Source organism: Nakamurella panacisegetis, from assembly GCF_900104535.1.
Classification (GTDB): domain Bacteria; phylum Actinomycetota; class Actinomycetes; order Mycobacteriales; family Nakamurellaceae; genus Nakamurella; species Nakamurella panacisegetis.
The window spans coordinates 3,166,845-3,192,500 of sequence record NZ_LT629710.1; the positions used below are offsets into that span (position 1 = coordinate 3,166,845).

At 70.1% G+C, this 25,656-nt stretch carries 25 protein-coding genes (1 of these 25 cut by a window edge); 19 read left to right on the forward strand and 6 right to left on the reverse strand.

Annotated elements, in window-relative coordinates:
• Positions 1-215: 215 nt before the first annotated feature.
• Positions 216-908: an SDR family NAD(P)-dependent oxidoreductase gene (locus BLS97_RS14070; protein ID WP_090476841.1), complete on the reverse strand. Its 693-nt coding sequence runs from the start codon at positions 906-908 to the stop codon at positions 216-218.
• Between the two features lie 112 nt (positions 909-1,020).
• Between BLS97_RS14070 and BLS97_RS14075 the strand changes: the two genes are divergently transcribed.
• The 3 genes from BLS97_RS14075 to BLS97_RS14085 all read left to right on the forward strand — a co-directional run bounded on the left by BLS97_RS14075 (position 1,021) and on the right by BLS97_RS14085 (position 2,729).
• Entirely contained in the window at positions 1,021-1,884 is an 864-nt protein-coding gene (locus BLS97_RS14075) for a helix-turn-helix transcriptional regulator (RefSeq protein ID WP_090476842.1), read from the forward strand.
• Between the two features lie 28 nt (positions 1,885-1,912).
• Positions 1,913-2,305, forward strand: coding sequence for a nucleotide pyrophosphohydrolase (locus tag BLS97_RS14080; RefSeq protein ID WP_090476845.1), 393 nt, complete (start codon positions 1,913-1,915; stop codon positions 2,303-2,305).
• 67 nt (positions 2,306-2,372) lie between these two features.
• Entirely contained in the window at positions 2,373-2,729 is a 357-nt protein-coding gene (locus tag BLS97_RS14085) for an SPW repeat protein (protein ID WP_090476846.1), read from the forward strand.
• 48 nt (positions 2,730-2,777) lie between these two features.
• On the opposite strand, the gene BLS97_RS14090 is transcribed toward BLS97_RS14085, so the two are convergent.
• Both BLS97_RS14090 and BLS97_RS14095 read right to left on the reverse strand, forming a co-directional pair.
• Entirely contained in the window at positions 2,778-3,116 is a 339-nt protein-coding gene (locus BLS97_RS14090; RefSeq protein WP_090476848.1) for an HNH endonuclease, read from the reverse strand.
• A 33-nt stretch (positions 3,117-3,149) separates the two neighbouring features.
• A complete protein-coding gene (locus BLS97_RS14095; RefSeq protein ID WP_197676180.1) occupies positions 3,150-3,980 on the reverse strand; it encodes a class I SAM-dependent methyltransferase in 831 nt (276 codons plus the stop codon).
• 47 nt (positions 3,981-4,027) lie between these two features.
• Here BLS97_RS14095 and BLS97_RS14100 point away from each other — a divergent pair, with 47 nt between their 5' ends.
• Complete coding sequence (locus tag BLS97_RS14100; protein WP_090476852.1) at positions 4,028-4,621, forward strand: helix-turn-helix domain-containing protein; 594 nt, start codon at positions 4,028-4,030, stop codon at positions 4,619-4,621.
• Positions 4,622-4,784: 163 nt separating this feature from the next.
• Positions 4,785-5,042, forward strand: coding sequence for an SCO4226 family nickel-binding protein (locus tag BLS97_RS14105; RefSeq protein ID WP_197676181.1), 258 nt, complete (start codon positions 4,785-4,787; stop codon positions 5,040-5,042).
• Between the two features lie 14 nt (positions 5,043-5,056).
• Here BLS97_RS14105 and BLS97_RS14110 read toward each other — a convergent pair whose 3' ends face one another.
• A complete protein-coding gene (locus BLS97_RS14110) occupies positions 5,057-6,652 on the reverse strand; it encodes a plasmid pRiA4b ORF-3 family protein (RefSeq protein WP_090476856.1) in 1,596 nt (531 codons plus the stop codon).
• Between the two features lie 4 nt (positions 6,653-6,656).
• Between BLS97_RS14110 and BLS97_RS14115 the strand changes: the two genes are divergently transcribed.
• From BLS97_RS14115 to BLS97_RS14135, 5 genes are all read left to right on the forward strand, one after another.
• On the forward strand, positions 6,657-7,709 hold the full coding sequence (locus tag BLS97_RS14115; protein ID WP_157695423.1) for a hypothetical protein: 1,053 nt from the start codon (positions 6,657-6,659) through the stop codon (positions 7,707-7,709).
• Between the two features lie 341 nt (positions 7,710-8,050).
• On the forward strand, positions 8,051-9,133 hold the full coding sequence (gene pheS / locus BLS97_RS14120) for a phenylalanine--tRNA ligase subunit alpha (RefSeq protein WP_090476860.1): 1,083 nt from the start codon (positions 8,051-8,053) through the stop codon (positions 9,131-9,133).
• Between the two features lies 1 nt (position 9,134).
• Positions 9,135-11,612: a phenylalanine--tRNA ligase subunit beta gene (pheT, locus tag BLS97_RS14125; RefSeq protein ID WP_090476863.1), complete on the forward strand. Its 2,478-nt coding sequence runs from the start codon at positions 9,135-9,137 to the stop codon at positions 11,610-11,612.
• 59 nt (positions 11,613-11,671) lie between these two features.
• On the forward strand, positions 11,672-12,256 hold the full coding sequence (locus BLS97_RS14130) for a DUF5998 family protein (RefSeq protein WP_090476866.1): 585 nt from the start codon (positions 11,672-11,674) through the stop codon (positions 12,254-12,256).
• Complete coding sequence (locus tag BLS97_RS14135; protein ID WP_197676182.1) at positions 12,253-13,410, forward strand: alkaline phosphatase family protein; 1,158 nt, start codon at positions 12,253-12,255, stop codon at positions 13,408-13,410. Before BLS97_RS14130 ends, BLS97_RS14135 begins: the two co-directional genes overlap by 4 nt.
• A gap of 18 nt (positions 13,411-13,428) precedes the next feature.
• Here the strand turns inward: BLS97_RS14135 and BLS97_RS14140 are convergent, their stop codons facing one another.
• Entirely contained in the window at positions 13,429-13,851 is a 423-nt protein-coding gene (locus BLS97_RS14140) for a hypothetical protein (protein ID WP_090476870.1), read from the reverse strand.
• Positions 13,852-13,934: 83 nt separating this feature from the next.
• Positions 13,935-16,268 (reverse strand): RCC1 domain-containing protein, encoded by a 2,334-nt coding sequence (locus BLS97_RS14145; RefSeq protein WP_090476872.1) that lies wholly within the window; start codon positions 16,266-16,268, stop codon positions 13,935-13,937.
• A gap of 292 nt (positions 16,269-16,560) precedes the next feature.
• On the opposite strand from BLS97_RS14145, the gene argC reads away from it, so the two are divergent.
• The 9 genes from argC to tyrS all read left to right on the forward strand — a co-directional run.
• Entirely contained in the window at positions 16,561-17,598 is a 1,038-nt protein-coding gene (argC, locus tag BLS97_RS14150) for an N-acetyl-gamma-glutamyl-phosphate reductase (RefSeq protein ID WP_090476874.1), read from the forward strand.
• Entirely contained in the window at positions 17,595-18,776 is a 1,182-nt protein-coding gene (gene argJ / locus BLS97_RS14155) for a bifunctional glutamate N-acetyltransferase/amino-acid acetyltransferase ArgJ (protein ID WP_090476876.1), read from the forward strand. The genes argC and argJ overlap by 4 nt, the downstream gene beginning before the upstream one ends.
• Positions 18,777-18,817: 41 nt before the next feature.
• Positions 18,818-19,726 carry an acetylglutamate kinase gene (gene argB, locus BLS97_RS14160; protein ID WP_090482240.1) on the forward strand — a complete coding sequence of 303 codons (909 nt, stop codon included), beginning with the start codon at positions 18,818-18,820 and terminating at the stop codon, positions 19,724-19,726.
• Positions 19,723-20,958 (forward strand): acetylornithine transaminase, encoded by a 1,236-nt coding sequence (locus BLS97_RS14165; protein ID WP_090476878.1) that lies wholly within the window; start codon positions 19,723-19,725, stop codon positions 20,956-20,958. Before argB ends, BLS97_RS14165 begins: the two co-directional genes overlap by 4 nt.
• Entirely contained in the window at positions 20,955-21,881 is a 927-nt protein-coding gene (argF, locus tag BLS97_RS14170; protein ID WP_090476880.1) for an ornithine carbamoyltransferase, read from the forward strand. The genes BLS97_RS14165 and argF overlap by 4 nt, the downstream gene beginning before the upstream one ends.
• Positions 21,882-21,886: 5 nt before the next feature.
• On the forward strand, positions 21,887-22,426 hold the full coding sequence (locus tag BLS97_RS14175; protein WP_090476882.1) for an arginine repressor: 540 nt from the start codon (positions 21,887-21,889) through the stop codon (positions 22,424-22,426).
• A 48-nt stretch (positions 22,427-22,474) separates the two neighbouring features.
• Positions 22,475-23,893, forward strand: coding sequence for an argininosuccinate lyase (argH, locus tag BLS97_RS14180; protein ID WP_090476884.1), 1,419 nt, complete (start codon positions 22,475-22,477; stop codon positions 23,891-23,893).
• A gap of 216 nt (positions 23,894-24,109) precedes the next feature.
• Positions 24,110-24,742, forward strand: coding sequence for a DNA-3-methyladenine glycosylase (locus BLS97_RS14185; RefSeq protein ID WP_090476887.1), 633 nt, complete (start codon positions 24,110-24,112; stop codon positions 24,740-24,742).
• Positions 24,743-24,815: 73 nt separating this feature from the next.
• Positions 24,816-25,656: the 5' portion of a tyrosine--tRNA ligase gene (gene tyrS, locus BLS97_RS14190; RefSeq protein WP_090476888.1), read on the forward strand. Its footprint extends 455 nt past the window's final position; 841 of the gene's 1,296 nt are visible here — the first part of the coding sequence; it begins with the start codon at positions 24,816-24,818; its stop codon lies off the right edge, out of view.

Consider the following 25,656-nt stretch of genomic DNA (forward strand, 5'->3'; position numbering starts at 1 on the left):
GTCGCTCGTGATCTCGTTCGCGGACGGCACGTCGAACACACGCCCCGGCAGAGCGTTTCGCTGCCGGCCTGGATGCTCTCCGCTCGTTCGATCAGTTGCGGGGCAGGCACGAGTATGGCAGGTGATCAGGGCATCCGCGTCTTGAGGTCGCTGTTCACGGAATATCGGATTCGACAGACCATGCGGGGCGGGCGACGCGCCGAGCCATACCGAAGTCAGAACGGCGCCACCCCCGCCCGGTCGATGAACGTCCCAGTCGGGCCGGAGCCACCGCGGGTGGCCAGGTCGAAGACCGCGTCGGTTCCCTCCGTCACCGTCTGCGTCCCGCGGTGACGGTTGAAGTCGGTCGCGGTGTACCCGGGGTCGGCGGCATTGATCCGCATCTCCGGTAGCGCCTTCGCGTACTGAACGGTCAGCATCGTCACGGCCGACTTCGAGGATGTGTACAGCGGCGCGACGACCTTCGACTCGACCCGCGACTCGTCATGCACGGCATGGAACGAACCGAGCCCGCTGGTCACGTTGATGACGGTCGGTGCGCTGGACTCCCGCAGCAGCGGGATGAACGCGTTGGTGACGCGGACGATGCTCACCACGTTGGTGTTGTAGACCTCGAGTGCATCGGCCGACGTCAGCTCGGCGGCGGGGGAGTGCGAACCGATGATGCCGGCGTTGTTGATGAGCACGTCGAGACCTCCTGCCGCAGCTACGGTCTCGGCCGCCCGAGCCACCGACGCATCATCCGTCACGTCCAGTTGCACAAACCGGCCGCCCAGGGCGTCAGCGGCCCTCTGTCCGCGCTCAGGGTCACGGGCGGCCATCCAGACGGTGTGTCCGGCTTCGATGAGGCGGCGCGCAGTCTCGTATCCGAGGCTCTTGTTGGATCCGGTGATCAATGTTGTTGTCATGCCTCGAGTCTGCGGCGGCCCCGCGACGACAACCAGGCCCGGCGGTGCATGTGGACTGGCAGTACCACCCAAGGGCCACCCGCGACCGGGTCATCGCTGGAAGACTGGCGGCATGTCCGATCCACATGGCGACCTCGGAGTTCTCCTGCGCTCCTGGCGTGATCGCCTCTCGCCCGTCGACGTCGGTCTTCGCGTCGGCGACACGCGACGGGCCGCCGGTCTCCGCCGTGAAGAGCTCGCGGCCCTGGCCGGCGTGAGCGTCGACTACGTGGTGCGCCTGGAGCAGGGACGCGCCCGGAGGCCGTCGGTGCAGGTCGCCGCTTCGCTCGCCCGGGCCCTGCAGCTGTCCGATGACGAACGCGACCACCTCTTCGTCGTCGCCGGGCTGCTCCCGCCGTCCCCGACTGAGGTCCCCACCCACATCCCACCCAGCGTGCAGCGGCTGATCACGCGGCTCGGCGAGATCCCGCTCGCGGTATTCACCGCGTCCTGGGACCTGCTGCACTCGAGTCCGCTGTGGATCGCGCTGCTCGGCGCACCGGTCCAGCCCGGCACCCGCCGGCCGAACCTGCTGCGCGCCCACTTCGGCGGTACGTCCATGGGTGAGGCCGACAGTCGGATCATCAGCCGATCCGGCGGGATCGACGCGTTCGGCGCTTCCCTGGTGGCCGACCTCCGCCGCGTGCACGGGCGCTACCCCAACGATCGCCACGTGAATACCCTGATCGCTGACCTGTCGACGACCAGCGACCGGTTCCGCGCCCTCTGGGAGAGCGGGGCCGTCGGCGAACACCAATCGGAGAGCAAGACGGTCCGCAATGATCTGGTCGGCGAGATCGAACTCGACTGCGACGTCTTCAACGTCGCCGGCACCGACCTGCACATCGTCGCCTACACGGCCGCCGAGGGGTCGGCTGCGGCCGAGAAGCTGGACTTCCTTCGCGTCTCGGCCGTGGCCGCCATCACCCCGGCCTGACGAGCACACCCGTGGCACGCTGAACGGCGTGAGCGACCTGACGCACCTGGCCGAGTCCATCCGGCAGTTCAACGCCGATCGGGACTGGGACCGATTCCACGACCCGAAATCGCTGCTGCTGGCCCTGGTCGGCGAGGTCGGGGAGTTGGCCGAACTGCTGCAGTGGCTCCCGGCCGACCAGGCGCGAGCCGCCGTGCTCGACGAAGGACTGCACACCCGCGTCGGCGAGGAGATCTCCGATGTCCTGATCTACCTGATGCAGCTGGCCGACGTCTGCGGCATCGACCTGGCCGCTGCCGGGCAGGCCAAATTGGAGGCCGCCTCGCTCAAGTACCCGGCGTCGTCGTTCTTCGGCCGCGCTCCCCAATCAGGTTCGGGCGTGCGCGAAATCGGGCCCGAAGAGGGGACCAAAGGGCCTTGACCGGGCCATCCGCCAGGAGTAGACCCGGCGGTGTAATTACACCTTTCGTCTGAGGAGGCGAAAACCCATGAAGCGATTTGTGCGATGGGAGGACTGGGCCACTCTGGTCATCGGCGCGGTCATCGCGCTGAGCCCGCTCTGGCTGACCACGACCAGCAAAGCGACCGGATCGATGATCGTGCTCGGCATCCTGGTGGCCGCGGTCGGTCTGGTGAACCTGGTCGCTCCGGACGTCATGGCTCTGGAATGGACCGGGATCGTGCTCGGCGCCCTGCTCTTCCTCTCTCCGTGGATCATGAACTTCCACGGGCTGAAGGCGGCGTCCTGGACGGCGTGGATTGCCGGAGCGTTGGTGGTGTTGCTCTCGGTCGCCGCGCTGCCGAGCAGTGTCAAGGCGCACCGCGGACACGGAGTCGCCGCTTAGGTCAGCGCCGGTCGTGGCCGGCCGAGTCGCATTCGCCGGCTCGGCTGGTCATGAATTGCTGGATGCGGCTCGCTTGAGTTGAGCTTTGGTCTTGAACTTGCGCGGCCGGGTCTTCATGGGCGGCAACGGTTCTCCGACCTCCGGGAGCGCGTCGAGGGCGAGCGGCACCCATTGCGTGCTCGACCCCTTGGCCCGGTTGCAGGCGGGGCAGGACGACACGCAATTGTCCAGGGTGGTGCGGCCGCCCAAGGCGACCGGCCACACATGGTCGATCTCGATGACGGTTGGCGCGCCCCCGCAGTACCGGCACAATCCGCGGTCGCGTTCCAGGATGGCCGGACGCAGGTCGATCGTCGATCGGGCCCACCGCGGGTCACGCACCAGCATGATCGGCAACGATACCGGGGACGTGGCCCCGGTTCAGCCGGCCCGCCGACCGGTCCACAATGTCCGCGCGCCGCGGATGTTCAGGTCCTCGCGGTGCAGCAGGGCGTCGCCGGCCAGGAGCGAGTCGAGGACGGCGAGATCATCCGCCGGAACCCGGCCGGCCACCGCGGCCCGGAGCCCTTGGAGGCTGCGTTGCGCGTACCGGCCGGTCAACGGGTGCAGGGGGGCGCGGAGGTCGATGACGATCCGGTGCACTTGGACGTCGACGAAGCCGGCCCGCTCCAGCCTCGGCGCCCAGTCGGCTCCGCGATGCGGCATGGCAGCCGCATGCTGTTGCTCCGAGACGGCGTAGCAGCGGCTCTCGACATCGCCCAGCCCACCGTCGGGGAGGAACCGCAGCGGACCGTCCATCTCGAAGACGGCCACCACCCCACCGGGCCGCGTCGACCGACGCACGTCGACCAGCACCCGGTCGGGATCGGCGAAGTGGTGCAACGACATTCCGGCCCAGGTGACATCGATCGGACCGATCTCCGGCCACATCTGGTCGAGGTCGGCTTGCAACGTAGTCACCCGTTGGTCGATGCCTAGGCCGTCCGCCCGGGACTGCAGGTGAGCCAGCAGGGCGGCCGAACCGTCGACGGCCAGGATGTGCGCGGCCGGGAACGTCGCGGCCAGGGCGAAGGTGCCGGTCCCGGTGCCGCACCCGAGATCGAGGATCCGCCGGGCGGACGGCGCGAGCACACCGAGGCTCGCCGTGACGTCCCTCAGGGTAGAGCCCAGCACCTCGCCGTCGAGGTCGAGCGACTCGGCCGCGGAGGCCCAGTCGACGTCGGAATGGCCGTGGTGCGCTCGGTGTTCCACCAGGCGACTCTAAGCGCAGGTTGCGCGTATGACATACACTCTTGCCAATGACGCAAGACGGAGATCTCGACCGGCTGGTACGCCAGCGCATCCGCGGGCTGCGGGTGGCCAAGGGCTGGTCCCTGGACGATCTGGCCTCTCGATGCTTCCTGAGTCCGTCCACGCTCAGCCGCATCGAGACCGGGCATCGGCGGATCGCGCTCGACCAGCTGGCCCCGATCGCCCGTGCCCTGGGCAGCACCATGGATCAACTGGTCGACACCGCGACGGACGAGGACGTCGTGATCCGGCCCCAGCGTGACGTGGCCCGCGGCATGACGACGTGGAACCTGACCCGCGACGGCGCGCCGAACGGCATGTCGGTGGCCAAGCTCCGGCTCACGGTGCGCAGCCCGTTCCGGCCCGGGGACGAACTCCCGGTGCACCCCGGGCGGGACTGGTTCACCGTGCTGTCCGGGACGGTGCGGCTGCACCTGGGGGACCGGATCATCCTGGTGAAGGCCGGTGAGGCGGCCGAGTTCTCGACGATGACGCCGCACGCCTTCGGCGCCGAGAGCGGGCCGGCCGAGATCATCGTCATTCTCGACCGGGACGGCGAGCGCGCCCACGCCCGCCGCTCGGCCCAGGACATCGACACCTGAGGACCGTCCGCACGTCACCACGTCGGACGGGTCAGCTCAGGCCGCGCATCCAATCGAGCCACGCGTTTCATCGGTCGAACGACCGATGTGCCGAGGCGGTTCGCGGACCGACACTGCAAGGGCGCCAACCACATCCCGCGGTTGACCGGCCCCGGAAAGGGAGATGACTGTCATGGCGACCTTCATGGACGTCCACAGTGGGTTCGTCGGAGTCACGGCGGAGGAACTGGCGGCCGCGCACGCCGCCGACCTGCAGATCGAGGCCGAAGAGAGTGTGCACTTCGAGAAGGCCTGGCTCGATCCGGAGTCGGGCAAGGCATTCTGCCTGTCGACCGGGCCGAGCAAGGAGGCCGTCATGCACGTCCACGAACGGGCCGGCCATCCGACGGCAGAGATCTACGAACTATCGATCCAGATCTGAGCCGTACGGGACGATCAGGAGTCCTGCAGCCGCTCGTTGATCGCCGCCGCGCTGAACCGCCCCGCGACGATCGATCCGGCGGCCAACAGGTCCTCGTACGTCTCCGCTCCGCCCGAATCCTCGGGCGGAGCGGCCCGCCGTCCGCCGGTGCACCGCGGATACCGAGGACCGACCGCCGCCGCCTCGACCGCCTCGACCACGATCGAATGACGCCAGTCGTCGCCGAAGTCGTAGACGTAGTGCAGGGCCGATCCGGCATCGGGTGCGGCATCGGCGAGGGTGATCCGCCCGGCGTCCATGAATCCCATCTCCGGGTCGGGTCGCCCGTACTCCCCGGTGGGCGTCTCGAACATCCACAGATGCGAATCGGCCCATCCGAAGGCCACCTGCAGAATGTCGTGCAGTTCGGCCAGGGTGGCGGTGGACGGAACTTCCAGCCGCCGCCAGATCGGTGGTCTGGTGTGGGTCAGCGTCACCTTGAGCCGGTGCACCCGGCTGACCCGCGTCGACTGGCGGGGCGACGTCGGCGCCGGCGGCATCGGAACCACCGCCGCCGGCACGACGACCAGATGCTCGCGCGACCGGAGCAGGGGCAGCAGGGCGTTGACCTGCTCGATGTCATCGGCGCGGCGGGCGGCGATCGGTGCTACCAGGGCCGCGGCCAGGATGTTGCCGGCCTGCGTCCGGGTATAGGTCATGAACGGCAGACCGGCGATGGTCGCCCGCACTTCGAACTGTCGGCGGGTCTTACCGATCTCGCCGTGCAACTGGCAGGCCTTGACCCCGGAGCCGCGGCTGTGGTCGAGCAGGACACTGAAACTCCTGGGCCGACCGGCGATCTCGAAGTCCAGGACCAACATCTCCTCGGACTGGGCGGGGTCGGACCAGCCGTAGGCGCTCAGAAGACGTCCGGCGCCGACGTCGTCGGCCCACTCAACGTCCGGTACTTCGGCCGCGAGGAGCTGCTCGACCGCGGCCAGCGCGGCCGATCGGACCGCGATCGGACCGACGGAGGCGAACACCCGCGCCATCGCCACCGTCTCGCGGCGTCCAGTTTCCACGGCTTCGGCGATGAGATGCTTGATCATCCCGACCGAGTCGTCGTCGTACATGGCCAGGAAGGCGGCACCGAACTGCTCGGCCGCGATCGCGTCGGTACCCGGCACCAGGAACTGGGACCAATGATCCAGCAGGTCGCCGGCCCACTGTTTCTCGGAGAACACTGGGCCGTAGTCGCGCAGCCACACGGCCAGGGCCTCGACGTCGTCACCGAACCGGGCCGCGTGGTCCAGGAAAGGTTGCGGCGCACCGGATTCGGCGAGCCGGCGACGAAGGTCGTCGGCCGTGGCCTCGACCAGCGGCGGTACCGGGATCAGCGTCGAGACGGCTCGCAGTGGCGTCTCGTCCCGGTCGGTCGCCGCGGATTCCGGCAGGTCGGGAACCAACGACAGATGCCGCTTCCGTCCGCCCGCCCGTTGGTCCACCCCCCGATGATGCCAGTTGGGTCGCTGGCCCGACCAACCCGTGATGCAGGATTCGCAGGCCGTGAGCACCCGGTCACCCTCGGCGGTACCCGTGGTCGCGTGCTGGGACGAGAGAAGGTTCGTCACTACAGTGAACCCGGGCGGGGTATCGATGAATAGGGCGGGGGCGCGGGTGGACGAGGACGATCGAATTCTCTCGGAGTTGCACGATCCGGAATGGGCCAAGCGGGTGGCCGCGATCGAGAAGGAGTTCCGCAAAGCAGAACGGAAACGATCGCCGGCACCGCTCGCTCGACCGACCAGGACGCCGCGCCGCTTCCGTGCGGCCTACATCTGGACCGTGGTCGTCATCGGGGTTCTGGCCTACGCGGCCATCGCGAAACCGTGGGGTGTGCAAGGCAGGATCCCCGTGGCCAATCAACCCGATCCAATCGTGACGGTCGACCAGGCGGCTCCCACGACGTCGTCACCGACCACCGCCGCGCAGACCGCGGTCGACGAAGACCCGTTCGCCGGCAGCCCGGCCGCCCTCTGGCCGACCGCGGACAAGGGAGTCATCATGCCGACGGCCACAGCCGTTGGTCCGCTCAGCGCGGCGCAGGTCCGGCATTCCCTGGATGTTGCCCACCGATACCTGTTGACCGCCCGGACGGATCCCCGTGTGCTGACCGCGCATCAGACGGGTCTGCTCAGGTCGATGATCGTACCGGCCGAACTGGCCACATCGGCGCCGGTCACGGGACCGAATTCGGTGCTCCGCCCAACCCTGCTCGCCCCCGGGTTCAAGCTGGCCGCGCCGATTCGGGTGAACGGCACGGTCGCCGCGAAGTACGCGAGCTCGTCGACCCGTCGCGTGTTAGTGGTGACCACGAACCTGGTGTGGGCCTACGCCCTCGTCCCCCAGGCGGATTCGTTGACGACGGGCGACGACATCGTGGTGTTGCACGAGAAGATGACGCTGGATCTCTACCCGTCGGACCCGACCTGGAAGGACAAGGTCTGGATCACCGACGCCGACTGGTACACCGCGAACATCGACTGCGCATACGTCAAGCAGGGCCTGCTCGCACTGCCGCGGATCGACGACCCATCCCGCGCACCCCGCCCATCCGGTGTGGTGCCGACCGGCTCCCAGGTCTTCGATCCGAAGACCCCACTGGACATGGGCGGAAGTTGTCTGTGAGCGGCGATGCGGGCGCCTGATCGAGCCGGGCATTGCGCGGGACCGGCCGGCGTGACGTCGGATTGCGGGTGGCGCCGACGTGACTGCCGCGGACCATTCCAACCCGCCCGACCGGCCATGAGACGATGAAGGAGTGACGGCGCAGAGAACATCACAGAGGACCGGGCAGGCCGCATGGCCCTACCGCGACCGAGCGGGGTTTACCGAGCCCGTTGCCGGGCCGCGCCGCTGATCTGCAGCGCACCTGACTCGACGGGCGCCCCGCCAGCCTCCGACAGCGCCGCTGTCACCACGTCAACACCAGGCCCGCGCCGCAGCCGGCCTGAGTCCGAAAGGTCCTCATGTCCCAGCACGAATCCACCGATGCCGTCGCGCTCGACCCGACCGATCCGGTGGCCGTCCAGGCGGCCGTGGAGGTCGCCCTGGCCGCCATCGCCGCGGCCACGGACCTGGAAGATCTGAAATCGGTCCGGCTGGCCCAGGCCGGCGACAAGAGCCCGCTGGCCCTGGCCAACCGGGCCATCGGCGGGCTCGACAAATCCCAGAAGGTGGCGGCCGGCCGACTCATCGGCCCGGCCCGCGGGCAGATCAACCAGGCGATCGCCGCGCGTGAGGTCGAGCTGGCCGCCGAGCGGAACGCCCGGGTGCTGGCCCAGGAGCGGGTGGACGTCACGCTGCCCTACGATCGCCGACCGGCCGGCGCCCGCCACCCGATCTCCGCCGTGATGGCCGACATCGAAGACATCTTCGTCGGCATGGGCTGGGGGGTCGCGGAGGGCCCGGAGATGGAAGCCGAGTGGTTCAACTTCGACGCGCTGAACTTCCCGCCCGATCACCCGGCCCGGGCCATGCAGGACACCTTCTACGTGGCCGGGAAGGACGGTGCCGACTCCGGGCTGGTGCTGCGCACCCACACCTCTCCGGTGCAGATCCGCACCATGCTCGGTCAGCAGCCGCCGATCTACGTCATCTGCCCGGGCCGGGTCTACCGCACCGACGAGCTCGACGCCACCCACACGCCGGTGTTCACCCAGGTCGAAGGGCTGGCCATCGACAAGGGCCTGACCATGGCCCACCTCAAGGGCACCCTGGACCACTTCGCCCGGGCCATGTTCGGCCCGGCCAGCAAGGCCCGGCTCCGGCCGTCGTTCTTCCCGTTCACCGAACCCAGCGCCGAGATGGACATCTGGTTCGAGGGCAAGAAGGGCGGCGCCGGCTGGGTCGAATGGGGCGGTTGCGGCATGGTCGACCCCGACGTCCTGCGCGCCTGCGGACTGGACCCGGCGGTGTACTCCGGCTTTGCGTTCGGCATGGGCATCGAACGCACCCTGCAGTTCCGCAACGACGTCCCCGACATGCGTGACCTGGTCGAGGGCGACGTGCGCTTCACGTCCGCGTTCGCGGCCCCGGCGAAGGAAATCTGACATGCGTACCCCCGTTGAATGGCTGTCCGACTATGTCTCCCTGCCGCCCGGGGTGGTGGCCACCGACGTCGCCGATGCCTTGTTGCGCATCGGATTCGAGGTCGAGGACGTCCACACCGTCCCGGAGACCACCGGCGACCTGGTGATCGGCCAGGTGCTGACCATCGAGGAACTGACCGAGTTCAAGAAGCCGATCCGCTTCGTCCGCGTCGACGTCGGGCCGGGCCACGGACCGAACGGATCCGACGAGCCGCGGGAGATCATCTGCGGCGCCCGCAACTTCGCGGTCGGCGACAAGGTGGTCATCGCGCTGCCCGGATCGGTGCTGCCCGGCGGCTTCGCCATCGCCTCCCGCAGCACCTACGGACACATCTCGGACGGCATGATCTGTTCCGTCCGGGAGCTGGGCATCGGCACCGAACACGACGGCATCCTGGTCCTCGACGCCAACGCACAGATCGGCGTCGACGCCCGCGGCCTCATCGGCAGCCACGACAGTGTCGTCGAACTGGCTATCACCCCGGACCGCGGCTACGCCCTGTCCATCCGCGGGCTGGCCCGGGAAACCGGTGCCGCTCTTGATGTTCCGTTCATCGACCCGGCCGACGTGAACCTGCCCGAGCGGGCCGAGGCCGGCTGGCCGGTCACGATCGCGGACGCCGGATGCGGCCGGTTCGTCACCGTCCGGATCACCGGGATCGACCCGAACGTGCCCACCCCGTTCCGGATCCGCCGGCGGCTGCAGGCGGCCGGGATCCGGAACATCTCACTCGCCGTCGACGTCACCAACTACGTGATGCTCGAACTCGGACATCCGTTGCACGCGTTCGACTCCGGCAAGCTCGCCGGCGAGATCACCGTCCGGCGGGCGACGGCGGGGGAGACCCTGAAGACCCTCGACGGCACGGTCCGGACCCTGGTGACGGACGACCTGCTGGTGACCGACGAATCCGGTCCGATCTCCATGGCCGGGGTGATGGGCGGCGAATCCACCGAGATCTCCTCCGCCACCACCGATGTCGTGATCGAGGCGGCGTACTGGGATCCGGCCGTCATCTCTCGGGCGGCCCGTCGCCACAAGCTGGGGAGCGAGGCGTCCCGGCGGTACGAACGTGGGGTCGACCCGGCCCTGTCGGCCGTGGCCGCCGAGGCCGCGGCGCAACTGTTGGTCCGGTACGCAGGCGGAGAGATCGTCGGCCGGTCCGACGTCGTCGGCACGCTTCCGGCGCAACCGGTGATCGAACTGCCCCTGGGTGAGTCGGAACGCCTGGCCGGGCGCCCGTACGAGGCATCCGTGATCCTGCGGCGACTGGAGCAGATCGGGTGTGTGATCGATGACCGCTCGGCCGACCCGCTGGCCGTCACCCCGCCGACCTGGCGGCCGGACCTGACCCGGCCGGCCGATCTGGTCGAGGAGGTGGCCCGCCTGGAGGACTACGCGACCATCCCGACCATCCTGCCCGGGGCGCCGGCCGGGACCGGCCTGACCTACGGCCAGCGCCGGGAACGGCGGATCGCCGACGACCTGGCCTCGGCCGGTCTCACCGAGGTACTCGCGTTCCCGTTCGTCGGGACGGCGGACCTGGACGCGCTCGGTCTGCCCGCAGACGACGTCCGCCGGTTCGCCACCAGCCTGCTGAACCCGCTGGACGCGGATCGTCCGTCGATGCGGACGACCCTGCTGCCCGGTCTGCTGGACGCGGTGACCCGCAACATCGCGCGCGGCGCCCGCGACCTGTCGTTCTTCGAGATCGGTCAGGTGTTCCTGCCCAGCAGCAACGCTCCGGTGCCGCCGGCCACCGCCGTGGATCACCGGCCCAGCGAGATCGAGCTCGCGGTGCTCAACTCCAGCCTGCCACTGCAACCCCGCCACGTGGCCGTGGTTCTGGCCGGGGCGATCGAGCGGGCCGGCTGGTGGGGCAAGGGCCGGGACGGCTCCTGGGCGGACGCCATCGAACTGGCCCGCCGGGTGGGCGTGACCGCCGGCGTCGACCTGCGGGTCGTCCCGGCCGAGCAGGCCCCATGGCACCCGGGACGCTGCGCGTCGATCCGGGTCGGCGACTGGATCGTCGGCTACGCCGGCGAACTGCACCCTGCGGTGGTGGAACGCCTCGGTCTGCCGGCGCGGTCGGCGGCCCTGGAACTGGACCTGGACGCCATCCCGGAACGCGCGACTCCGGTCGCCCCCCAGATCTCGCCGTTCCCCCCGGTGCACCTGGACGTCGCTCTGGTCGTGTCGGACGAGGTGCTGGCGGCGGACGTCACATCGGCCCTGGTGGCCGGCGGTGGTGAACTGCTGGAACTGGTGCGGCTGTTCGACGTGTACACCGGCGACCAGGTCGCGGGCGGGTCGAAATCGCTGGCCTTCTCGCTGGTGGTCCGAGCCCCAGACCGGACGCTCACGGCCGCCGAGGCCCTGACCGTCCGTGACGCGGCGGTCGCGGAGGCAGCCCGCCGTACCGGTGCCGTCCTGCGCTGAACCAGGTTGGTTGGGCCAGGAGGTACGAATGGTCGCGTCGGAGATGCTTGGATGGTTACATGTCATCGCAGTTGCCCCCTGACCTGTCCAGGAAGATCCTCAAGGCCGGGTACTACCCGGCGTTCGTCACGGACGTTCTGGATATCGCCCTGGCCGACGAGAGCGTCGAGACGCACCTGGTGCATCTGGAGACCACGTTCGACGTCGAGACCATCCGGCGGCACCTGTCGGTGGTCGCGCTCACTCCCACCCGTCTGATCTTTGTGCACGCCGACGACCACGGCGGCGACCCGGAGCACGGCGAGCAGGCCCACGGCATCGCCACCAGTGAGTCGGTGCCGCTGTCCGCGGTGAAGACGGTGATGGTCACCCACGTCGTCCCGAACCCGGAGAAGTACACGGCCGGGAGTCTTGGCCGCGAGGTGACGGTGACCATCGGGTGGGGCGCGGTGGCCCGGCTCGACCTGGAGCCGGCCAGCTGCGGTGACCCGAACTGCGACGCGGACCACGGCTACACCGGCTCGATGACCGGCGACGACCTGTCGCTGCGCATCAGCGCCGACGCCGAGGGGGAGAACGAGCTGGCCGACGCTCTGGTGTTCGCCCGGGTCCTGTCGGCGGCCACGGCATCGGCGCGCGTGTGAGCAGCAGCCCCGCCTCCGACCGCCCTGGCGTGCCCTCGCTCGGAGCGTCGCCGGTGGTTCCGACCTACGGCCCGGACTGCTTGGGCGCCGTCCTGCCCGGCGTGGCCGCCGCGCTGGGCGCGCCGATCGCGCTTCCTGCGGTGCCGCTGCCGACCGCGGAACGTGTCTGCGTCGTCCTGGTCGACGGCCTCGGACATCACCTCCTGCACCAGAACGCCACCGATGCGCCGTTCCTGGCCTCGATGGCGGGCACCGTGCTGCGGGCGGGCACACCCAGCACCACCGCCACGTCGGTCGCCTCCTTCGGCACCGGTCGGCCGCCCGGACAGCACGGCCTGGTCGGCTACCAGGTGATGGACCCCGACCGCGGCGAGCTGCTGAACGAACTGCGCTGGGACCCGGCCGTCGACCCGGCCCGGTGGCAGCCGCACCCGACCGTTTTCGAGCACCTCACCGCGGCCGGGATCGGCTGCACCGCGATCGGCAATCCGGAGTTCGACGGATCCGGGCTCACCCAGGCCGCCCTGCGCGGGCCGCAGTTCGTGGGAGTCGGCGGTCTGCACCAGCGCGTCGATGTGGCGGTGCGGGCGTTGGCCGCGCCGGGACTGGTCTACCTGTACTGGGGGCAGATCGACGCGGCCGGCCACCAGCACGGCGTCACCAGCCGCAACTGGCTGCGCGCGCTTCGAGAGGCCGACGAGGCGTTGGCCCGGTTGGCCCGGCAGTTGCCGTCGGGCACTCTTCTGTTGATCACGGCCGACCACGGCATGATCGACGTTCCCCACGAGTTCCGGGTCGACCTCGCCACTCGGCCGGACCTGCAGCCGGGGATCAGGGTCCTCGCCGGCGAGGCCCGCTTCGCGCAGGCCTACTGCGAGCCGGGTGCCGCGGCCGAGGTGGCCCGCCGACTGAGCGACGCCTTCGGCGAACTGGCCTGGGTACGGACCCGCGACGAGGCGATCGCGGACCACTGGTTCGGCCCGGTCGACGACCGGGTGGTCGGGCGGATCGGGGATGTGGTCGTGGCCGGTCGGGAACCGTTCGTGTTCGTCGATTCTCGGACCACCGCGCCGCACGAACTCAAGCTCATCGGTCAGCACGGATCGCTCACCGACGCCGAGCAGCTGGTACCGCTGCTGGAGTACATCGCCTGACCTCGGGGCGGCCGTCCGTCATCGCCGCTCCGGCCAGCGGCCGGGCGGAGCGGTCGGCTGCGGTGCCCGGACGACGGCCGCCATCTCCAGGTAGCCGCACGCGTCCAGTTCCCCGGTCTGACGCAGCCACAGGGCGAACTGCCGGAGCGTGACGTGCGCCGCCCGGTCGTACGGGCGGACTCCGTCCCGCACGAACTCGTCCCACTTCATGACGATCAATTCGAGGTTGACCAGATCGCTCAGGCCGACGCCGACGGCGGCCCTGGGCAGCGGCCTCCCGGTCGTCTCGTCCAGGACCACCGGTCCGTTCGCGTCCAGGAAGGTACGCAGGCGTTCCATCACCTCACGGTCGCGGTGCAGCGTCGGTTCGGTGATGCGGCCGGCCCGGTGGGCCAGGAAGCGATCGATGAGTTGGGCTGCCGTCGGGCTCGTCTGGGTCATGGCCGAGATGGTGCGCCGTCACACCGACAGTGCTCCGCCCGGACGACTCCGCCGCGTCATCGGTGCTGGTCAGAGCGCAGGCGTCAGCGGGTGACGGCGAAACCGTCGAACGGACCGGCGGCGATGCGGGTGGCGGTCGTCAGCGCCGAGACCGGCACGGGCACCCGGCTGCCGCCGGTACCTCCGTTACCCAGCTGCCCGCCGGCTCCCCAGGCCATGACGGTGCCGTTGCCGCGGAGCGCGTAGGCGTTGTTGCCGGTTGCGAGGAGGGCTGTGCCGCCGACCGCGGCGACCGCGGTGGCATCCCGGAGCCCGGACACCTGGACGGGCACAAGGGTGCTGGCGGTGCTTCCGTTGCCCAGCGCACCGTCGGTGCCTGCTCCCCAAGCCCACACTGTGCCGTCACCGCGGACCGCGTACCCGGTGGCGAACCCGGCGGCAAGGGCAGTGACGTTCGACAGGCCGGTCACCTTCACCGGCACCAGGGCCACGGCGGTGCGCCCGTTGCCCAACGCCCCGGAACTTCCCGAGCCCCAGGCCCAGACCGTCCCGTCGCTCTCGACGGCGTACCCGTTGAACCAGCCACCGGCCACCGCGGTGACGTGAGTCAACCCGGAAACCCGCACCGGCACCGCACTGTCCGCGGTCCTTGCGTTGCCGAGTTGACCGAGTCCGCCTGAGCCCCACGCCCACACCGTGCCGTCCCCGCGCAGTGCGTACGCGGTGTTGACGCCACCGGCGGCCACCGCGGTGACGTCGGTCAACCCGGAAACCCGCACCGGCACTGCACTGTCCGCGGTCCCTCCGTTGCCCAGTTGACCGGCGGAGCCCGCACCCCAGGCCCACACGGTGCCGTCCTCGCGGACCGCGTACCCGGTGTCGAAACCGCCCGCGACAGCCGCTATGCCGCTTAGCCCGGGAACCTGTTCGGGCACCGAGGTGTCAGCCGTGATGCCGGTGCCCACCGCCGGACCCCACGTCCACACGGTGCCGTCCCCCCGCAGGGCGTAGACGGTGGTGAAACCGGCGGTGACGGCCGTGACGTCACCCAGCCCGAACACCGGTCCCGGCACCAGCTTGTCGGCGGTACTGCCGTTGCCCAGCAGACCGTTGAACCCGGCACCCCACGCCCAGACCCGGCCATTGCTGGGGGTGGCGCGGGCGAGGGTGTAGCCGTTGGTGTCGACGACCAGGTGCACGGTCGAGTTCGAGCCGTTGAACAGCTGGACCTTTCCGTCAGGGCCGATCGGGACGACAACCGTGGCCGCGATGTTCCGCCCGGCCCGGAAGTTCAGGGTCGATGCAGCCGGCCGGCTGGTGCCGGACGGCCACACGGTGAGGTACCCAGAGGCCTGCGGGGCAACCACGGTCACCGTCAGAGCCACCGAGGCCGCCACGCTGCCGGGCCCGGTGACCGTCACCGCGACCGTGTCCCGAGCGGCTGCCGGGCGGGCGAACTGGAGAAGGATGCGTGAGTCAGCGATCCTGCTCGGAGTCGCCGACAACAGGGTGCCGGCCGCGGTCGGGTTCCCGGGCACCAAATACCCGGCGACGTCGATGATGACGCCAACGGTGCCGGCGGACCCGTTGAACACCCGCAGCGCGGAGCCGGCGCTGACCGGCACGATGACCAGGAGGGCGATGTTCTCCCCGGCCTGGAAGTTCACGTTCGACGCCTTCGGCCGCGGACTGTTCGACGGCCACACGGTCAGATACCCCGCTCGTTGCGGGTTGACCACGGTGACCGTCGCGACCACTCCGGCCACCGCGGGTGGGATCCCGCCCCGACCGCCGATCTGCACGTCCTTCGCCGCCAACGCCGGGACCGGCCCGGCCAATTGTCGACCGACGCGGGAATCGACGATCCGGGTCGGCGGCACCGGCACCACCGCGCCGGATGCGGTCGGTGTCCCGGATCGGGTGTACCCGGTGACGTCCACGACCACCTGCACGCTGCCGCTGGAGCCGTTGAACACCTCGATGCCGCCCACGGCGCCGACCCGGACCAGCACCATGTTCGCGATGGTCTGCCCGGCCCGGAAGTTGAGGTTCGACGTTCCCGGCCGGGTGCTCCCGGACCGCCACACCGTGAGGTAGCCCGCCTGCTGCGGATCCACCACCGTCACCGTGGCCAGCACCGCGGCCACCCCGTCGGCGGGGATTGCGCCGCGCCCGGTCACCTGCACCGGGGCCGTCCCCGCCGCCGGCAGTGCACCCGGGATCTGCAGCCCGCTGCGGGAGTCGGCGATCCGCGCCGGGGTCACCGACACCGCGGCACCCGCAACGACCGGCGCCGCCGACACCGCCCCGCGCGCCTGCTGCGCCGTCGGCGCCGCCCCGACCGCTGCCGGAGCGGTGACCGCACCGGCAGCCAGCAAGGACAGGACGGTGATCAGCACCCGGACAACGGCCCTCATGACATGGCCTCCTCTGACGAGATTTGGGGCGTCGGACCACCCGCCCAGGAATGGCCGGACGGGCTGGCGCTCGACCGACCCGACCAGCACACTGGGCTCGTCCACACCCCGCTAGGGCCAGAAGGCCCATAGGGGGGCCGGGCTCCGCTATGCGGCCGCCGCGCAGCTCCGTGGCCGCTGGCCCCGCTCGAGGCGTTCCCGGCCGTCCTCTCGCGGCGGTCCGGCGCCCCGACGTCTGACGAAACCCTTTGATGTGGATGATCATGCAGTTAGGTGTATATTTCTCGATATCATGACTGAGAAGACCTACCGCGTGGCCGTGGCCGGCGCCAGCGGTTACGCCGGAGGAGAGATCCTCCGCTTGTTGCTGGCCCACCCGCAGGTCGAGATCGGCGCGCTCACCGCCAACGCCAGCGCGGGCGACCGCCTGGCGGTCCATCAGCCGCACCTCTGGCCGCTGGCCGACCGGATCCTCGAGCCGACCACCGCCGAGACCCTGGCCGGGCACGACGTGGTGTTCCTGGCCCTGCCGCACGGCCACTCCCACCAGGTGGCGGCCGAACTCGGCCCGGACGTCGTCGTCATCGACTGCGGGGCCGACCACCGGCTCACCGACCCGGCAGCGTGGGCCAAGTTCTACGGCGGCGACCACCCCGGTTCCTGGCCGTACGGCATGCCCGAACTGCCGGGCGGCCGGGCCAGACTGGAGGGCGTCAAGCGCGTCGCCGTTCCCGGCTGTTACCCGACGGCCGCGTCGCTGGCGCTGGCGCCCGCCCTGGCCGCCGGTCTGGTCGAAGCCGACGTCGTGGTGGTCGCCGCCTCCGGTACGTCAGGGGCCGGGAAGTCACTCAAGACGAACCTGCTGGCGTCCGAGGTCATCGGCTCGGCCAGCGCCTACGGTGTCGGCGGCGTGCACCGGCATACCCCGGAGATGATCCAGAACCTGACCGCCGCGGCCGGAACCCCGGTCTCGGTCAGCTTCACCCCGGTCCTGGTGCCGATGTCCAGGGGCATCCTGTCCACCTGCAGCGCCGTCATCAAGCCCGGAGTCACCGAGAGCGAGATTCGTCAGGCCTACGAAACCGCCTACGGTGCCGAGCCTTTCGTGCATCTACTGCCCGAGGGTCAATGGCCGACGACCGGTGCCGTGACGGGCGCGAACACGTTGCTGCTGCAGCTCGCGGTCGACACCGACGCGCACCGGCTGGTCGTGGTGGCCGCCGTGGACAATCTGACCAAGGGCACCGGCGGCGCCGCCGTGCAGTGCCTCAACCTGGCCCTCGGACTGCCCGAGACGACCGGCCTTTCGACCGTGGGAGTGGCGCCGTGACGACCGAGAACCAGGGCGTCACCGCCCCCAAGGGCTTCCGGGCCGCCGGCGTGACGGCCGGGCTCAAGCCCTCGGGCAAGCCGGACATCGCCCTCGTCCTCAACGACGGTCCGATCCGCAACGCGGCCGGTGTGTTCACCGGCAACCGGGTGAAGGCCGCCCCGGTCCGCTGGTGCGAGCAGATCTTCGGCGGCACCGGCGGTTTCAGCCCGGCGATCGCCGCTGTGGTCCTGAACTCCGGCGGCGCCAACGCCTGCACCGGCCCGGCCGGCTACGCCGACACGGTGGCCACCGCCGAGCATCTGGCCGCCGCCCTCGACGTCGGGTCCACCCAGATCGCGGTCTGCTCCACCGGCCTCATCGGCGAGCGGCTGCCGATGGACAAGATCCTCACCGGCTCCACCGCCGCCGTCGCGGCTCTGCACGAGCAGGGCGGTGTCGATGCGGCGGTCGCGATCATGACCACCGACACCGTCCCCAAGCAGGTCGTCGTCGCGGCCGGAGGCTTCACCGTCGGCGGCATGGCCAAGGGAGCCGGCATGCTCGCGCCCGCCCTGGCCACCATGCTGGTCGTGGTCACCACCGACGCGGTGGCCGACAACCACGCTCTGGACACCGCTCTCCGGGCCGCGACCCGGGTGTCGTTCGACCGCCTGGACTCCGACGGCGCCATGTCCACCAACGACACGGTGCTGCTGCTGGCCTCCGGCGCCTCCGGCGTTCAGCCGAGCCAGGAGGTCCTGACCGCCGCCGTCACCCGGGCCTGTCAGGACCTGGCCAACCAGCTGCTGGCCGACGCCGAGGGGGCCACCAAGGAGATCTCGATCGAGGTCGTCCACGCGGCCTCCGAGGATGACGCCGTCGAGGTCGGGCGAGTCGTCGCCCGCAACTCACTGGTCAAGACCGCGTTCTTCGGCGGCGACGCCAACTGGGGCCGGATCCTGGCCGCGGTCGGCACCAGCCGGGCCGCGTTCGACCCCGACCAGATCGACGTGGCCATCAACGGAGTCTGGATCTGCAAGCAGGGGTCCACCGGTGAGGACCGCTCTCTGGTCGACCTGGCCGGTCGCAAGGCCCACGTCGTCATCGACCTGCACGCCGGAGTCGAGACGGCCACCATCCTGACCAACGACCTCTCCCACGCCTACGTCCACGAGAACTCGGCGTACTCGACGTGACCACCGCACCCCCTGTCGGATCGCTCGCCCGGACCGCCGATCTGGAACCCCGCAACACCGCCGACCTGAGCGACGCCGCCGAACGGGCCGCGGTGCTGGCCGATGCCCTGCCCTGGCTGCGGCAGTTCGCCGGGGCGTTGGTCGTCGTCAAGTACGGCGGGAACGCGATGACCGACGATGCGCTCAAGCAGGCGTTCGCGGCGGACATGGTCTTCCTGCGCACCGTCGGGCTGCGTCCGGTCATCGTGCACGGCGGCGGACCTCAGATCTCGTCGATGCTCAAGCGGCTCGGTATGGCCGGTGAGTTCCGGGGCGGTTTCCGCGTCACCACCCCCGAGACCATGGACGTGGTGCGGATGGTGCTGGTCGGGCAGGTCGGCCGCGAGTTGGTCGGGCTGATCAACAAGCACGGGCCGCTGGCCGTGGGCATGTCCGGTGAGGACGCCGGGCTGTTCACCGCGGCCCGGCGCACGGTCGCCGTCGACGGCGTCGAGACAGACATCGGGTTGGTCGGCGACGTGGTCGACGTCAACCCGGGCGCCGTCCTCGACCTGCTGGACGCGGGCCGGATCCCGGTGATCTCCACTGTCGCCCCGGACATCGACGGCTTGGTGCACAACGTCAACGCCGACACAGCGGCGGCCGCCCTGGCCATCGCCCTGAACGCGTCGAAGCTGGTGATGCTGACCGACGTCGAGGGTCTGTACTCGAACTGGCCCGACCGGTCCTCGCTGCTGTCACGGATCTCGGTGTCCGCGCTCGAGAAGATGTTGCCCAGACTGGAGTCCGGCATGGTGCCCAAGATGGAGGGGTGCCTGCGCGCCGTGCGGGGCGGTGTCGCCGCGGCCCATGTGATCGACGGCCGCGTACCGCACGCCGTCCTGCTGGAAATCGTGACCACCCAAGGCATCGGCACCATGGTGGTGCCCGACAAGGAGACGTCGACATGACGAGCGCAGCATCGAACCCCAAGAGCGGCAACACGATCGCCGCTGACCGCTGGTCCGGCGCGCTGATGAGCAACTTCGGCGTCCCCCAGGTCGAACTGGTCTCCGGTTCCGGCGCGGTCGTCGTCGACGCCGACGGCAAGCAGTACCTGGACCTGCTGGGCGGCATCGCCGTCAACTCCCTGGGCCACGCCCATCCGGCCGTGGTGAAGGCGGTCTGCGGACAGATCGCCACCCTGGGCCACGTCTCCAACTTCTTCACTCACCCCAACGTGCTGGAGCTGGCCGAGAAGCTGATCCACCTCACCGGCGCGGACGACGCGAAGGTGCTGTTCTGTAACTCCGGCGCGGAGGCCAACGAGGCCGCCTTCAAGATGGCCCGGCTGACCGGACGGCCACGCATCATCGCCGCCGAGGGCGCGTTCCACGGCCGCACCATGGGAGCCCTGGCCCTGACCGGCCAGCCCGGCAAACGGGCGCCGTTCGAACCGATGCCGGCCGGCGTCGAATTCGTTCCCTACGGCGACGTCGACGCCCTGCGCGCGGCCGTCGACGAGACGGTGGCGGCGGTCTTCCTGGAACCCATCCTGGGTGAGGCCGGGGTGCAGCCGGCGCCCGACGGCTATCTGGCCGCGGCCCGCGAGATCACCAGTGCCACCGGCACTCTGCTCGTCCTGGACGAGGTGCAGACCGGCGTCGGCCGGACCGGCCAGTGGTTCGCCCACCAGAGCGCCGGCATCAAGCCGGACGTGATCACCCTGGCCAAGGGCCTCGGCGGCGGTCTGCCGATCGGCGCCGTCATCGGCCTCGGCGCCGCCGGCAGGTTGCTGTCCCCGGGCCAGCATGGATCGACCTTCGCCGGCAACCCGGTCTGCGCCGCCGCCGCCCTGGCCGTCCTCGACACCATCGAGAGCCACAAACTCCTCGACCACGTCGATGCCCTTGGTAAACATCTCTCGACCGCGATCGAGGACCTCGACCACCCGCTGGTGGACCACGTCCGCGGCGCCGGCCTGCTGCTGGGCGTGGTGCTGACCCGGGACATCTCGGCCGCGGCGGCGAAGGCCGCCATGGACGCCGGTTTCATCATCAATGCGCCGGCCCCGTCGGTACTGCGCCTTGCTCCGCCCCTGATCCTGACCACCGAGCAGGCCGACTCGTTCGTCACCGCGCTGCCCGCCATCCTCGACGCCGCCGCCCGGGCCGCCGACAGCCAGAAAGAAGCCAGCAAATGATCCGGCACTATCTCAAGGACGACGACCTCTCGCCGCAGGAGCTGATCGCCCTGCTCGACACGGCCGACCAGTTCAAGGCCGACCGTCACGGGTTCAAACCGCTGGCCGGCAAGTCGGTGGCCGCCGTCTTCGAGAAGAACTCGACCCGGACCCGTCTGTCGTTCGAGGTCGGTATCAGCCAGCTCGGTGGCCAGCCGGTGATGATCGACGGCCGGACATCGCAGTTGGGTCGCGAGGAGACCATCGAGGACACCTCGCGGGTGCTGTCCCGGTATGTCGACGCCGTGGCCATCCGGACCTTCGCCCAGCGTCGCATCAACGCCCTGGCCAGCGTCTCCACCGTCCCGGTGATCAACGCGCTGACCGACGAATACCACCCGTGCCAGGTGCTGGCCGACCTGCAGACCATCCGGGAACGCTTCGGGCGGCTCAAGGGGCTGACCCTGACCTACCTCGGTGACGGCGCCAACAACATGTCCCACTCGCTGATGCTCGGCGGCGCCAACGCGGGTCTGCACGTGCGGGTGTCGTCGCCGGTCGGGTTCGACCCGCAGCCGGACATCCTGCTCGCCGCCAAGGAGCGGGCCGCGCTCACCGGCGGCTCCATCCACCTGATCACCGACCCGACGGAAGCGGTGACCGGATCGGACGTGCTGGTCACCGACACCTGGACCTCGATGGGCCAGGAAAACGACGGGCTGGACCGCATCGGACCGTTCCGGCCGTACCAGATCAACCGCGCCCTGCTGGCCCAGGCCAACGCGGAAGCGATTGTGCTGCACTGCCTTCCGGCCCACCGCGGTTTCGAGATCACCGACGAGGTGCTGGACGGACCGTCGTCGGCGGTGTGGGACGAGGCCGAGAACCGGTTGCACGCGCAGAAGGCCCTGCTGGCCTTCCTGATCGGTCTCACGAGATCCTGACTCCGATGACGACCAGCAACGTCACCCGGGCCGGCGGGGCGGCCGGCGGCTCCGGGAACGTCCCGGCCACCAAGGCGGCCCGGCACGGCCGGATCACCGACCTGATCCGGGACAGCGCCATCCGCAGCCAGGGAGAGTTGATGGCCCTGCTGGAGGCGGAGGGCCTGCACACCACGCAGGCCACGCTCTCTCGTGATCTGGAGGAGCTCGGCGCGCTCAAGCTCCGCGGTGTCGACGGTGGGGCGCCGGTCTACGTCATCCCGGAGGACGGTTCCCCCCGCCCGATGGCCGGAGGGACGTCCAGGCTGGCCCGGCTGTTCAGCGAGCTGCTGCTCTCCCATGACGCGTCCGGCAACCTGGTCGTGCTCCGCACGCCACCCGGAGCGGCGCAGTTCCTGGCCTCGGCCATCGACCGGGCCGCCCTGGTCGACGTCATCGGCACCATCGCCGGGGACGACACCATCCTGGTGGTGGCCCGCGCCGGGCTCAGCGGCGAGGAGCTCGGTCGGCAGCTCGCGGCTTTGGCCCAGGGCGCGACCGACTGACAGCATGGTCCTGAAACCCTTTTCCAGCAGAGCGGAACCGCAACCACAGTGAGCAACCAAGCACCCGTCGCCCTCTGGGGCGGACGGTTCTCCGACGGCCCCTCACCCGAGATGGCCGCCCTGTCCAAGTCGACCCAGTTCGACTGGCGGCTGGCCCAGTACGACATCTCGGGATCGAGGGCCCACGCCCGGGTGCTGCACAACGCCGGGCTGCTGACCGAGACCGAGCTGGACGGCATGCTGTCCGCGCTGACCCAGCTGGCCGCCGACGTCGCCGACGGGACGTTCGGCCCGACCGAGGCCGACGAGGACGTGCACACCGCACTCGAGCGCGGGCTGCTGGACCGAGCCGGCACCGAACTGGGCGGCAAACTCCGCGCCGGGCGGTCCCGCAACGACCAGGTGGCCACCCTGTACCGGCTCTACCTGCGGGACGGCGCCCGCCGCGTGGTCGGGCTGCTGCTCGACCTGCAGGAAGCGTTCCTGACCCAGGCCGACGCGCACCCCGGCGCGGCGATGCCCGGCCGGACCCACTTCCAGCACGCCCAGCCGGTGCTGCTGGCCCATCACCTGGCCGCGCACGCCCAGGCCATCGTCCGGGACATCGACCGAATCCGGGACTGGGACCGCCGGGCGTCCGTCTCGCCCTACGGCTCCGGCGCACTGGCCGGGTCGTCGCTCGGGCTCGACCCGGAAGCGGTGGCCAAGGAACTGGGTCTGGATGTGGCCTCGGCCAACTCGATCGACGGCACCGCGTCCCGCGACTTCGCCGCCGAGCTGGCGTTCTGTCTGGCCATGGTCGGGGTGAACCTCTCCCGCTGGGCGGAGGAGGTCATCATCTTCACCACCGCGGAGTTCGGCTACGCCCGCCTGCACGACGCCTTCGCCACCGGGTCGTCGATCATGCCGCAGAAGAAGAACCCGGACATCGCCGAACTCACCCGCGGCAAGTCGGGCCGGCTGATCGGCAACCTCACCGGCCTGCTGGCCACCCTCAAGGGACTTCCGCTGGCCTACAACCGGGATCTGCAGGAGGACAAGGAGCCGCTGATCGACTCGATCGAGCAGCTGGAGGTGCTGCTGCCGGCCCTGACCGGGCTCACGGCCACCCTGACCTTCGACCTGCCCCGGCTGGAGTCGATGGCCGGGGCCGGATTCTCGCTGGCCACCGACATCGCCGAATGGCTCGTCAAGCAGGGCGTGCCGTTCCGGGTCGCGCACGAAGCAGCGGGGGAGTGCGTCTCTCTCGCCGAGTCCTCCGACCGCGAACTGGACCAGCTGACCGACGACGAGTTTGCCGCCATCAACCCGGCCCTGACCCCGGAGGTCCGCAGCGTGCTGACCGTCGCCGGGTCGCTGGCCTCCCGGGACGGCATCGGCGGCACCGCCCCGATCCGGGTGGCCGAGCAACTGGACGGCCTGCGCGCCCTCATCGCCGCCGACCGGGAATGGGCCGGACGGCGCTGACCCCGTGCCCCGGTCGCCCGTCACCCCGCCCGTCCGTGGTTCGGCGTCGCTCCGTGGTTCTGCGTCGCCCCGTGGTTCTGCGTCGCCCCGTGGTGTGGCGTCGCTCCGTGGTTCGGCGTGGATCAACTTCGCAGGCATGGCCGAACCTGATCATTCCTGTCACTTCGGTCCCAAATCGATGAAGTTGATCCACGCCGACCAAAGCGGCGGGGCGCGATGACGCCGATCGGCCGCCGGCTGCCGCGGTCCGCCCTGGCCGGCGATGCCGTCACCGTGGCACCGACCCTGCTCGGCCGGGTGGTCGTCTCCGACTCACCGGACGGACGGGTCGCGGTCCGCCTGACGGAGGTCGAGGCCTACCGCGGGGCCGACGACGAGGCCTCGCACGCTTTCCGTGGCCTGACCCGCCGCAACGCCATCATGTTCGACGAGCCGGGCCATCTGTACACCTACTTCGTGTACGGAATGCACTGGTGCGCCAACATTGTCACCGGACCGGCGGGCCACCCGTCGGCCGTCCTGCTCCGGGCCGGTGAGGTCGTCCTCGGCCATGAGCTGGCGACCGCCCGCCGGTCGGAGCGGACCAAGCCAGCCCATCTGGCGCGAGGCCCGGCCGGCCTGGCGTCCGTACTTGGCCTGGCCTCCGCACAGAACGGCGCCGATCTCTGCGCCCCCGGCGCGGCCATCTCGGTCCGAACCGGCACGCCGCCCCCGACGGACCTGGTGCTGACCGGACCGCGAGTCGGCGTCAACGTCGGGGTGGAACAACCGTGGCGCTTCTTCGAGGCCGGGGCCTCGTCCGTCTCGGCGTTCAGGGCTGGGGTGAGGCGTCGTCGCCCAACGCCGTGATGTGGGGGAATCGGTCATGACGCACCGGCGGTGAGCGTCAAACGACCGGACTTGAAACTGGCAGGATGAAGGAGTGCCCGACCAGAACGTGTCAACGCCCGCTTCCGTGCTCGACGACCTGCGATGGCGTGGGCTGATCGCCCAGTCGACCGACGAACGGGAGTTGGCCGTCGCCCTCGCCGGGGAGCCGATCACGTTCTACGCGGGATTCGATCCCACCGCTCCCAGCCTCCACATCGGCAACCTGGTGCAGCTGCTGACGATGCGGCGCATCCAGAACGCCGGACACTTCCCGTTGGGACTGGTCGGTGGGGCCACCGGGATGATCGGCGATCCCCGGATGTCCGGAGAGCGGGTGCTCAACGACGCGGACACCGTCGCCGGTTGGGTCAAGAGGATCCAGACTCAGGTGGAGAAGTACCTGGACTTCGACGGTCCACACGCCGCCCGCATCGTGAACAACCTCGACTGGACCGGGCCGATGAGCGCCATCGACTTCCTCCGGGACGTCGGGAAGCACTTCCGGATGGGTCGCATGTTGGCCAAGGACACGGTGGCCAACCGCTTGAACAGCGATGAAGGCCTCTCCTTCACCGAGTTCAGCTACCAGATCCTGCAGGGCATGGACTTCCTGGAGCTCTACCGGCGGTACGGCTGTGTCCTGCAGACCGGCGGCAGCGACCAGTGGGGCAACCTGACCAGTGGGACCGAACTGATCCGCAAGGTCGAGGGCCGGGCGGTCCACGCCATGGCGACACCCCTGATCACCAAGGCTGACGGCACCAAGTTCGGCAAGACGGAGTCGGGAACGGTGTGGCTCGACGGTGAGCTGACGTCGCCGTATGCCTTCTACCAGTTCTGGTTCAACACCGAGGATGCCTCGGTCGACTCCCACCTCAAGGTCTTCTCCTTCC